The organism is Synechocystis sp. PCC 7509, from assembly GCF_000332075.2.
Classification (GTDB): domain Bacteria; phylum Cyanobacteriota; class Cyanobacteriia; order Cyanobacteriales; family Chroococcidiopsidaceae; genus Aliterella.
This window is the reverse complement of record NZ_ALVU02000001.1, coordinates 4,149,615-4,161,149: the sequence shown is the minus strand read 5'-3', so window position 1 is coordinate 4,161,149 and position 11,535 is coordinate 4,149,615. Positions and strand designations below refer to the sequence as shown.

Genomic DNA, 11,535 nt, shown 5'->3' with positions numbered 1-11,535 from the left:
TCTACACAAGATTAATGACAACTATGTTTTGCCGCCGATGGTGGTACATCTAGCGCCGGATTTGCATCAAAAAATCCTACAGGCTTCAACATAAATCCGATGTAAGATGTAGGCATGACTGGCCAATCTTCCGGGCGAGGAATGTGGTTGTGTCCAAAGGTGTACCACACTACTACATCAGTATTTTCTATGTGCCGATCTGCCTTCGTCCACTCTGGAAGCCCGTCACCGCCTGCGTGTTGGTTGGGATAAGCCCCGGCGGGGTAATTCTCCGCTTTATTATAAGGTGTCACCCACAAATGTTTATTTAGGTAGCCAGCCCGTTTAATTACGAATGATTCTGGATGCAGAAAAGGTAATATATTTTCCCCTGGCATGATTTTGTATGCCACAGGCTGACCTAGGCTATTATGTACGTCAGGATTAACTACTTTCCAGTAACGCCCAGACATGGGATTAATTACTCGTTGCGCCGCAAGTTCTGTAGCTAAAAGCGTTGATTTTGCCGCAAAAGCATTACCGTAAGGATTATCTGCACTAATTGGTTCGGCTTCAGTATTTACTTCGTAAACTGAGTTATTTTCGCCGTCTAAATTCATATCTAGGCGAACATTAAAAAAGTGCTGGTGATTGGGTGCATTTAGTTGGGGTGCAACTAATGTTCCATACTTATTTGTTTCCCCAGGCATGACTGCTGTAGTATTAACAATCCCCGTCAGCTTTACTTCATATTGAATTGTGCCATCTTGGTAAAAATACCAGAAAAAACCATATTCGTAGTTAGCCACCGTTGCCACAAAAGAAACCACCAATCGACGACTTCGCCTAACTTCTGTTTCTTCTGTGCGCCAATCTGTATGTTTCCATAAAATCCCATAATCTTCTTCGTGCATACACACAGCATTGGGGATAGTTACTACATCCCCCCGGCTATTTGTCATTGCCGCATCAAAATAGTGAATATAGCCCAAACAATCGCAACCAAGCTTCAAAGAATTAGCTAAAGTTCCTACTCCATACTCCCCCACATCAAAGGCATTTTTGCGAAAATGTGGCTCTTTTGGATCTCCATAAGGAACAACCATTTCTACTAAAGAAGCTCGATAAATAATTGGTCTTAACTTTCCCTTATCTTCATAACCAATTGTATATAAAACTAGCCCTTCTCTAGGAGTAAAACCAATTCTAAATTGCCATTTTTGCCAGCTTATTTTATGTCCTTCAACTTTAAAACTCGCTCCATCTGGCTGTATTATATCAAGGGGTTTTAAGTCCGTTCGATAATCAGTAACAAATTCTCTACTATAGTTACCCGATTGCGGCGGTAAAGGCACAACACCATAATCTTCAACGGTGAGGACTTCCATTTTATTCAAGTCAACTACCGGAATCACACCTTCAATTGGTCTTGCGTAACCGTTATCATTAGCACTAGAACGAACCCAACAAAGGGCGCGGACAATTCGTTGTCCGGCTTCTTCTTTTATCCCAAAATTACCCGCCGACCAAGGATCAATAATTACAAATTCTGGATCGGTAATTCCTCTTTTTTCAATGGCTGCTAAAAATTCTGGACTAGCTTTTACTGCCGCCTCACATTCAATAAATTCGTCAAGCATAATGGATGGTTGAACATCCGGCATTTCTTTCCAAGCGGCAATATTTTTATTAGTTAGCGATACAACAACTTCCGCTACTACTCCTGTAGAATTATCTAACAAAATTACAAAAGCTTCTCGATTAAACGCCGTACCTTTTTTGAAGTTAATAACTTCATTTTTGGGCGGTTCATTCAGGGCAATAGTTACAAATCTTAGATATTTTGTTTGCTTAACTTCGTTACAAATAATTGCTACACTAGCAGCAATTTCTTCTGTCGTAAGCGGTTCTAATGGGTGCGGAATTTCATCTAATCTCGATACTTTGGGAAAGTCTTGAGTAGTAGTCATAATCGCAATTAAAAAATTTACAACGCAGTATTAAATCGCCCCCACATCACAACAGGGATAGCGATCGCACTTGTTTGTTAGACTACTGCTTTCGATAGATTCAATTCGTTATTTTGGCTACAAATAAGTGATTATTTACCTTGTTGCCAATATTTGTAAGCACTATAAGCCATCGTCACAACTCCGGTAATAATTGCCGATTCATCCACATCAAACAATGGATGATGCAAAGGATAATTAAGAGCGCGATCTTTATAACCCACTCCCAAGCGAAACATTGTCCCAGGGGCGTGTTCTAAGTACATAGAGAAGTCTTCCGCCCCCAATGAGGGTTCTGTAAGTACCAAAACGCGATCGCTCCCCAAAGCTTCCTCCGCCGCCGTCTGTACTAGCTGCGACAAAGCTAAATCGTTTTGAACTGATGGCACGCCGGAACGATAGTTAACATGATACCGAGCGCCATAACTATCGCAAACACTAGAAACTATATTAGTAATCCAAGACGGTAAATTAGCGCGAGTCTCTGGGTGCAAGCTTCGCACTGTGCCTAACAATTTTACGCGATCGGCAATTACATTTGGCGCTCTACCGCCGTTAATTTGTCCAATACTCAACACTACCGGACGCAGGGGGTTCTGAGTGCGGCTTATTGCTTGCTGAAGATTGGTAATAACTTGCGACGCAATCCAAATCGCGTCAATGGCTTCGTGAGGTCTAGCACCATGTCCAGACTCTCCAATAATCTCTATTTCCAAGTCATCGGCGGCGGCGGTTAACGCTCCATAGCGGACACCAATAGATCCAGCGTTAATCGATGGAAAAACGTGCAAAGACAATATTGCTGTCACCTTATCCATTCCCCCATCAGCAATCATCCAACTAGCGCCTTGAGCAATTTCTTCAGCAGGTTGAAACAATAGCCGCACATTACCTGGTAATTCGCTTGCTAGTTGAGCCAAAATTATTGCCGTACCTAAGCCTACGGTCGTGTGTACGTCGTGTCCGCAGGCGTGCATGATTCCCGGTTCGCGCGAGGCATACTCTAAACCTGTGCGTTCCTCAATGGGCAAAGCATCCATATCTGTACGAATTGCCAATAATCGCGCGTCTGTACCATTGCCAATTACTTCGGCGATAACTCCAGTTTTAGCTACTGTTTCAGTAACCCGAACCCCATTAGAAGATAAAACCCCGGCAACAAAAGCAGCAGTTTTATATTCTTGGGCGCTTAATTCGGGATGGGTGTGGATATGGCGGCGAATTTCAATTAGGCGATCGCGCAGTTTTTCTGCCAGTTCTTGAATACGAGTTAGCATGAATCCATTAATCGAGCGGCTTATCCCCCATCATAAAGAATTGTTAACAGCTAAGAACGTATTTTTAAATTACTTACCCGCCTTAGGGCAGTAATATTTGGTAGCTAAGTTATTAATAATCTGTGCATTGACTATACTTGATTGCTCGACGGTTTCTGTAGCCTGCTTTCGTTTGATTTCATCGAGAGAAAGTCCCGATTTTAGGTCGCTGCAAACTTTTTGAGCTTGCAAGCTGCTTACTTGTGGTGATTGCTCCGCATTAGCTAGCAGACTATCGCGGACTGGGGCGTACTGCATGGCATTACGCTTATACTCTGCTAAAAATGCTTCGTCGGTATTAGCGATTACTTTTGGAGCAGCTTTTTGAGCGCCACATAGAGACGTTTGGGAAAAATCAACGGTGCGACCAGACTCAGTAGTAAAAAAACAAGCGTAGTCTTGTTGTTCTTGAGCATAACTAATTCCCGGCAATAGACAAATAGCAGTAAAGGCGATCGCGCTTAAATATTTAACGTTCATTTTAGTTACAGATAAATAAAGTTCTGTAGCTAGTAATCCCCAATAGGGGTAAAAACTAACATCCAAAACAAATTTCTTCTGTAACTACCAATAACGGCGATCTGAAGTTACTAAACCACTAGGGGAAGTTGTTAGCCGGAACTTAGAGCCGCGAAAGTTAGCATAAGTTGTAGTTGCACCTTTGAAGTTAGCGCCGTCTAAATTGGTAGCAAATAATCCCGCACGAGTCAGATTAGCATTTTCCAAAGTAGCCGATCGGAGGTTAGCACCCGTAAAAGTAGCGCTAGTTAAGTTAGCACTTGTGAAATTGGCAGCCTCCAAATTAGTTTCGCTCAAATCTGCGCCGACAAGATTAGATTGAGATAAATTAGCTTGACTTAAATTAGCGTTTCGTAAGTTAGCCCCATTAAGATCGAGTTCATTGAGGGGAGCGCCCGTTAAATCGCACCTCGGACATAAACCTGTTTGTTTTAACTGCTCCAAATCTTCCGGGCTGTAAGCTATAGCTGGAAAGGTCGCGCCTACTAGAGGAGCAAGTATAGTAGCAATAACAAGAATACTTAATTTCATTTTTTTGACTGAACGTTGAATTTAGGTTAATTTCAAAACTATTTGCACAGGTTAAATTTATCACCTTTATCTCTAGCTTGGCGAGATGCCAATAGAGGTAATAGACACAGACGCATCTTAGTCAGTTCCTTACATTACATAGGTTAAAACCATGATTCCCGGAGAAATAATCGTCCAACCAGGAGAAATCGAACTAAATGCAGGACTTCAATCAATAAAGTTAGTTGTAGCAAATATTGGCGATCGCCCAATTCAAATTGGCTCTCATTTTCACTTTTACGAAGTCAACGAAGCTTTAAGTTTCCAGCGTGAACAAACAAAAGGAATGCGCCTCGATATTCCCGCCGGGACAGCCGTTCGTTTTGAACCAGGAGACGCAAAAGAAGTAACTTTAGTCCCCTATACAGGTAGTCGCCAAGTCTACGGATTTAATAATAAAATTAACGGATCGTTAGATAAATAGAGGACTATATGAGCTACCGCATGGATCGCAGCGCTTACGCCCAAACTTACGGTCCCACGGTAGGCGATCGCATTCGTTTGGCAGATACAGAGTTATTTATTGAAGTAGAACAAGACTTTACTACCTATGGCGATGAAGTCAAGTTTGGTGGCGGAAAGGTAATCCGCGATGGCATGGGACAATCTCCCATTTCTAACGCCGATGGCGCGGTGGATTTAGTGATTACCAACGCGCTTATTCTCGATTGGTGGGGAATTGTTAAAGCCGATATTGGCATCAAAGACGGGCGCATATTTAAAATTGGCAAAGCTGGCAACCCCTATATTCAAAACAATGTAGATATTATTATTGGCCCAGGTACAGAAGTAATAGCCGGGGAAGGTAATATTCTTACCGCCGGGGGAATTGATAGCCACATTCACTTTATTTGTCCCCAACAAATTGATTGTGCGGTTTCATCAGGAATAACTACCATGATTGGCGGTGGTACAGGCCCAGCTACGGGGACAAACGCCACGACTTGCACTCCTGGAGTATGGAATATTCACCGAATGCTACAAGCGGCGGATGCTTTTCCGGTTAATATTGGCTTTTTGGGTAAAGGTAATAGCAGCCAGCCTCAAGGACTTGTCGAACAAGTAAACGCCGGGGTAATGGGCTTAAAACTCCATGAAGATTGGGGAACTACCCCCGCCACCATCGATACTTGTCTCCGCGTCGCCGATGAATGCGATGTACAAGTAGCAATTCACACCGACACTCTCAACGAAGCCGGATTTGTAGAAACAACGATCGCCGCTTTTTCTGGTCGCACCATCCACACCTATCACACAGAAGGGGCTGGAGGCGGTCATGCACCGGACATTATCAAGGTTTGCGGACAAAGTAACGTTTTGCCGTCTTCCACCAATCCTACCCGCCCCTACACTCTTAATACTCTAGACGAACACCTCGATATGCTGATGGTTTGCCATCATCTCGATCCGGCTATCCCTGAAGATGTAGCTTTTGCTGAGTCGCGCATCCGCCGCGAAACTATTGCCGCCGAAGACATTTTGCACGATTTAGGCGCTTTTAGCATGATTTCCTCCGATTCTCAAGCAATGGGACGAGTGGGAGAAGTCATTATTCGTACTTGGCAAACGGCGCACAAAATGAAAGTGCAACGTGGTCAATTAGCGGAAGATAGCCCCCACAATGACAACTACAGAGCAAAACGCTATATTGCCAAATACACTATTAATCCCGCGATTACTCACGGTATCGCTGCTCATGTAGGTTCGGTAGAAGTTGGAAAATTGGCGGATTTGTGTTTGTGGAAACCAGCATTTTTTGGAGTCAAACCCGAAATAGTTCTCAAAGGCGGCGCGATCGCCTGGGCGCAAATGGGCGATGCTAATGCTAGTATTCCTACCCCCCAGCCCGTACATATGCGTCCGATGTTTGCCAGTTTTGGCGGCGCAATTGCTCGTACCAGTCTAACTTTTGTCTCTAAAGCTGCTCTAGAACGAGAGATTCCGACTCAGCTAAATTTGCAAAAAATGGCTGTGGCGGTTTCGCAAACTAGGCAAATAACTAAGCAAGCTATGAAGCTAAACGATGCAACCCCTCACATGGAAGTAGATCCCGAAACTTATCAAGTTCGAGCCGATGGACAATTGCTTACTTGCGAGGCTGCTACCGTCTTACCTTTAGCCCAACGCTACTTTCTGTTTTAATTGATTTTTTTAAACTTAAAGTTCCTTGAGGATTCGCTTGGTAATCTTTGCCAATGTAGCCCGTGCGATCGTAGAGAATTTGATGAGTATATAGGTCTAATTTAGCTTCGTCCTCAAATTGAGGGCGGTAATAAGGTTTTAATTTTTCGGCTAAATTCATTTTTTGTATCTGCGCGTGTAGTTGTTCGGTGTTTCCATCAAAATACGCATCTCTTGCTGTTTCATTTTGCAAAAAGCTAGCAATTACTGGACTAGGAACGCCACCAATAGCTACATAACCTTTGGTCAGCATTACTGACCAAACCCACCCCAAACCACCCAAAACTAGGAATAAAATACTAGCAAACACCAGGGAAGAGGGACGCAAGGAGCGATCGCTTATTTTGTAGCGGCTATTTCTTTTTCGTCCTCTGGTAAAAGTGGGTAGCGCCATCTTATTTTTTTGAAAATGCGCTTTTAATTTAGCTTTGAATTGTGTTTTTCGCAAAGTTGAATTGCGCCACCAATCAAATCTATCTTTTGTAAAAACTGCTACAGTAAATAATTTTTATGTTAACTTGTTAATACATTTATTCGCCTTGCCAACTTTTGTATCCAAAATATTATTGTCAAAAAGCCTAAATAATGTCTCAAAACTGAAGTTGCAAACAATAATAGCTAATAATTTTGAATTAGATTTATTTATCAATTTTTTAAACTCTACTCCAAATAGTAAATTTATAAATAACAGTTTTAGTTAAAATCTAAAAGTCAACCGTCATGAGAAGTAGATTAAGTAATAAATAATCTTTCGTAAGTAAGAGGTTAATTGTGCTCTCAAAGGAAAAAATGATACAGGTAGAAGATATATTTATAAAACTTAATTAGTTAACAACCCTCCCTCCATGAGTTTGCCTTTAGCTGCTACAGACCAAATACTTGTTGTTGATGACTCTCCTGATAACGTCTTTTTGATCCAAACAATTTTGGAAGAAGAAGGCTACAGTATCACTACTGCCGAAAATGGTGCTTCTGCTTTAGCACAAATTGAACTTTCTCCTCCCGACTTAGTTTTACTAGATGTAATGATGCCGGGAATGGATGGGTTTGAAGTTACTAAACGCCTGCGTGAAAATACTAAGCTGCCATTTATTCCCATCTTGTTAATTACTGCTCACGATAAACCTAGTGTCGCTCAAGGCTTGGATATGGGAGCCGATGATTTCATCCGCAAGCCTGTAGAAGTAGATGAATTATTAGCAAGAGTAAGAAGCTTGTTGCGTCTAAAGCACAGTGTAGATGAGCGCGATCAAATAGCCCGCCAAAGAGAAGATTATGTTTCTCGTCTTACTCATGACTTACGCACTCCCTTAGTAGCTGCTGATCGGATGTTGATGCTATTCCAGCAAGGTGCATTGGGAGAACTTTCGCCAACAATGCTAGAAGCGATCGCCACTATGGCACGTAGCAATCAAAATCTGCTGCAAATGGTCAATACTTTACTTGAAGTTTATCGATTTGAAGCTGGACGCAAAACTTTAAGCTTTTTCCCCATAGATGTACGCCCGTTGCTGCAAGAAGTCATTAACGAACTTACTCCCTTGGCGGCGGAAAAACAAATAGCAATTATTGCCGAATTTGACGAACAATTGCCAATTAATAAAGTTATGGGCGATCGCTTGGAACTTCATCGCTTATTTACTAATTTAGTTGGTAATGCCATTAAGTTCACTGACAAAGGTTCTATTACTATTCGCCTTAACCCTGCGGTTGCTCCCAAGACTATTTCTGCAAAACAACAAGCGACGGCTTACTTAGCAGTCGAGGTCGAAGATACAGGCTCAGGTATTGCCATTGATGAACAAGCAACTATGTTTGAGCGTTTTCGCCAAGGAAGTCACAAACGTTCTGGTAGTGGCTTGGGTTTGTATTTGTCTCGGCGCATTGTTGAAGCTCATCAAGGTTTAATTCAACTTCACTCCGAACCTGGCAAGGGTAGTGTTTTTATTGTCTATCTACCCGCTTAATAATTTACCTTCTATCTAGCTATTTTTTAGCTAAATTGAAAAAGTAAAAAATTATCTTGTTTTGAAAAAAATGTTTTATTGAGTTAGTTTTAGCTAGACAAAACCTAGAGTTTTTGTTAAAATGTTATAATGGGAATGGTGACACAAATAATATTTTAGGCAAAATTTCTATTATAAATATAATATCAAAAAAGTCAATAATTTACAAGAGGTTTTGTAAACTAAATTAATAATTTTTTCAACCAAAAATGTTTACTCAAACAGCTATAAGTGAAATTATCCGCAAACAACGCGAGTATTTCAGCAGTGGTAAAACAAAGGACATAAACTTTAGGATTGCCCAACTAAAAAAGTTAAAGCAAGCCCTAGTAGAAAATTTTGAAATAATTGCCCAAGCGCTAAAAGCCGACTTAAATAAACCCCAGTTTGAAGCGTATCTCACCGAGCTTATAGTCACAAAAGAAATTGATTACGCACTAAAACATATTAAGTCATGGACTCAGCCCAAAAAAGTCAAGCTTTCCTTAGAACAATTTCCCGGTTACGGTAGTATTCACGCGGAACCCTTGGGAGTTGTGTTAATAATTGGAGCTTGGAACTATCCCCTGCAATTAATAATATCACCCTTAGTAGGTGCGATCGCAGCAGGCAACTGCGTAACGTTAAAACCGTCAGAAAATGCACCTTACACGTCTCACGTATTAGCAAAGATTATTGGTCAATATTTTGACGAATCTTATCTAGCTCTAGTAGAAGGAGACAAACAGATAAGTCAACAGCTACTAGAAGAAAAATGGGATCGGATATTTTTTACCGGAAGTACCGCCATCGGCAAAATTGTTATGGCAGCCGCCGCCAAAAATTTAACGCCCGTTACTCTAGAACTTGGTGGCAAAAGTCCTTGTATTGTTGATACAGATATTGATATTGAAGTTACAGCTAGAAGAATTGTCTGGGGGAAATTTCTTAACGCGGGGCAAACTTGTATTGCTCCCGACTATTTGTTAGTAAATCAGGCAATTAAGCAAGAATTGTTAGTAGCTATTGCCAAGTATATAAAGGAATTTTTTGGCGACAATCCAGAAACTAGCCCCGACTACGCCAGAATTATCGACGACAAGCAATTTACCCGCCTTACTAACTTGCTTAAAGGAGAAATAGTTATGGGTGGCGAAACTAATGCCGCCGAGCGTTACATTGCGCCCACGGTAATAGATAATGTATCCCTAGATGATCCGGTAATGCAGACAGAGATTTTTGGGGCAATCTTACCTATTATTGCTTACGACAATTTAGCCAGTGCGATCGCAATTATCAATAATCAACCCAAACCCTTAGCAATCTATATCTTTTCCAGAAACAAAACCTTGCAACAACAAGTATGCAACCAAACCTCATCAGGGGGAATTTGTATTAACGATACACTAATGCAATTTGGCGTTTCAACGTTACCTTTTGGTGGTGTCGGCGATAGTGGGATTGGTAGCTATCATGGCAAAGCAAGTTTTGATACTTTTTCGCACCACAAAAGCATCTTAAATAAATCTTTTCGCCTCGACTTCAAATTGCGATATCCGCCTTACCAAGGCAAGTTAGCATTGCTCAAAAAAATCCTTTTCTAATTAAAAGCGACTCCCGTAACTGGAAGCCGCTTCACAAGTCTCTAAAATAAAACTTAAACCGTCATAATATCTTTTTCTTTTTCAGCTAATAACTCGTCAATTTTGGCAATGTACTTATTCGTCAGTTTTTGCAGATCCTCTTGGCGATCGCGCGACTCATCTTCCGATAGCTCGCTATTTTTTTCTTGCTTGCGAATCGAATCAATGGCATCGCGGCGAATGCTACGAATTGCTACCCGCCCTTCTTCCGCGTACTTAGTTGCTAATTTAACGAATTCTTTGCGGCGATCGCTTGTTAACGGTGGAATATTCAGCCGAATCACCGTGCCATCATTATTAGTTGTTAAACCTACATCTGACAAGGAAATCGCCTTTTCAATCATATTCAACGTTGTACGATCGTAAGGTTGAATTAAAATCGTACTAGAATCGGGGGCGTTGATATTTGCCAGCGCTTTCAAACCCGTAGGAGCGCCATAATAATCTACCGTTACTTTATCCAGCAATGACGCATTCGCGCGTCCCGTGCGAATAGTATTAAAAGAGCGCAGAGTAGCATCTACACTCTTTTGCATCGTACTTTCAGCTTCAGCTAACTTCACAAAAACCTCCGACAATAGTACCAATTGATTCTCCCATCACTGCCCGTTGGATGTTACCCCTCACCGACAGATCGAAGACAAGAATCGGAATATTATTTTCTTTACATAAAGCGATCGCCGTACTATCCATTACCCGCAAATCTTGAGCGAGAACATGGACGTAATTAAGCGTTTTATAGCGTTTAGCGTGGGGATTAAGCTTCGGATCGCTATCGTAGATGCCATCAACTTTTGTGGCTTTAAAAATCACCTCTGCATCGATTTCCGCCGCTCTTAATGCTGCGGTGGTATCGGTAGTAAAAAAAGGATTTCCCGAACCCGCCCCAAAAATAACTACTCGCCCCTTTTCCAAGTGACGAATAGCCCGCCGCCGAATATAGGGTTCTGCCACTTCCTGCATAGCGATCGCTGTTTGTACCCGCGTCTGCACTTCCAGCCTTTCTAAGCAGTCTTGGAGAGTCAAGGCATTCATTACCGTAGCAATCATGCCAATATAGTCTCCTGTTGCCCGATCCATGCCTGCCGCCGATGCTTTAACTCCACGAAAAATATTTCCGCCACCTACTACAATAGCGACTTGAACGCCACTATTGACAATTTCTGCTACTTCTGCGGCAATTTCTTCAACAATGGCTGGATCGATTCCGTAGCCCAGGTTGCCCATGAGAGCTTCGCCGCTCAGTTTTAGGAGAATGCGTCCGTAAGGTTTACCCATGCCACATTAATTTTTTTTCAGTTCTTGCCTCCAACTTAAGATAGCAGTAGAGCGA

At 41.9% G+C, this 11,535-nt stretch carries 11 protein-coding genes; 4 read left to right on the top strand and 7 right to left on the bottom strand.

What is annotated here, in order from left to right:
• Nucleotides 1-11: 11 nt before the first annotated feature.
• From SYN7509_RS0220780 to SYN7509_RS0220765, 4 genes are all read right to left on the bottom strand, one after another.
• Nucleotides 12-1,949 (bottom strand): primary-amine oxidase, encoded by a 1,938-nt coding sequence (locus SYN7509_RS0220780; protein WP_009633550.1) that lies wholly within the window; start codon nt 1,947-1,949, stop codon nt 12-14.
• A 131-nt stretch (nt 1,950-2,080) separates the two neighbouring features.
• On the bottom strand, nt 2,081-3,265 hold the full coding sequence (locus tag SYN7509_RS0220775; RefSeq protein ID WP_009633551.1) for a M20 family metallopeptidase: 1,185 nt from the start codon (nt 3,263-3,265) through the stop codon (nt 2,081-2,083).
• A 69-nt stretch (nt 3,266-3,334) separates the two neighbouring features.
• Nucleotides 3,335-3,784 (bottom strand): DUF732 domain-containing protein, encoded by a 450-nt coding sequence (locus tag SYN7509_RS0220770; protein ID WP_009633552.1) that lies wholly within the window; start codon nt 3,782-3,784, stop codon nt 3,335-3,337.
• 84 nt (nt 3,785-3,868) lie between these two features.
• On the bottom strand, nt 3,869-4,354 hold the full coding sequence (locus SYN7509_RS0220765; RefSeq protein WP_009633553.1) for a pentapeptide repeat-containing protein: 486 nt from the start codon (nt 4,352-4,354) through the stop codon (nt 3,869-3,871).
• Between the two features lie 151 nt (nt 4,355-4,505).
• On the opposite strand from SYN7509_RS0220765, the gene SYN7509_RS0220760 reads away from it, so the two are divergent.
• Together SYN7509_RS0220760 and ureC are read left to right on the top strand one after the other, a co-directional pair.
• Complete coding sequence (locus tag SYN7509_RS0220760; RefSeq protein ID WP_009633554.1) at nt 4,506-4,817, top strand: urease subunit beta; 312 nt, start codon at nt 4,506-4,508, stop codon at nt 4,815-4,817.
• An 8-nt stretch (nt 4,818-4,825) separates the two neighbouring features.
• Nucleotides 4,826-6,535: an urease subunit alpha gene (gene ureC, locus SYN7509_RS0220755; RefSeq protein WP_009633555.1), complete on the top strand. Its 1,710-nt coding sequence runs from the start codon at nt 4,826-4,828 to the stop codon at nt 6,533-6,535.
• Here the strand turns inward: ureC and SYN7509_RS26535 are convergent.
• A complete protein-coding gene (locus SYN7509_RS26535) occupies nt 6,495-6,968 on the bottom strand; it encodes a hypothetical protein (RefSeq protein WP_009633556.1) in 474 nt (157 codons plus the stop codon). The two genes, ureC and SYN7509_RS26535, sit on opposite strands and share 41 nt — an antisense overlap.
• 451 nt (nt 6,969-7,419) lie before the next feature.
• Between SYN7509_RS26535 and SYN7509_RS0220740 the strand changes: the two genes are divergently transcribed.
• Nucleotides 7,420-8,541, top strand: a complete 1,122-nt coding sequence (locus SYN7509_RS0220740) for a hybrid sensor histidine kinase/response regulator (RefSeq protein WP_009633557.1) — start codon at nt 7,420-7,422, stop codon at nt 8,539-8,541.
• Nucleotides 8,542-8,789: 248 nt separating this feature from the next.
• Nucleotides 8,790-10,163 (top strand): aldehyde dehydrogenase, encoded by a 1,374-nt coding sequence (locus SYN7509_RS0220735; RefSeq protein ID WP_009633558.1) that lies wholly within the window; start codon nt 8,790-8,792, stop codon nt 10,161-10,163.
• Between the two features lie 53 nt (nt 10,164-10,216).
• On the opposite strand, the gene frr is transcribed toward SYN7509_RS0220735, so the two are convergent.
• On the bottom strand, nt 10,217-10,765 hold the full coding sequence (frr, locus tag SYN7509_RS0220730) for a ribosome recycling factor (RefSeq protein ID WP_009633559.1): 549 nt from the start codon (nt 10,763-10,765) through the stop codon (nt 10,217-10,219).
• Nucleotides 10,752-11,480 (bottom strand): UMP kinase, encoded by a 729-nt coding sequence (gene pyrH, locus SYN7509_RS0220725; RefSeq protein ID WP_009633560.1) that lies wholly within the window; start codon nt 11,478-11,480, stop codon nt 10,752-10,754. The genes frr and pyrH overlap by 14 nt, the downstream gene beginning before the upstream one ends.
• Nucleotides 11,481-11,535: the final 55 nt, after the last annotated feature.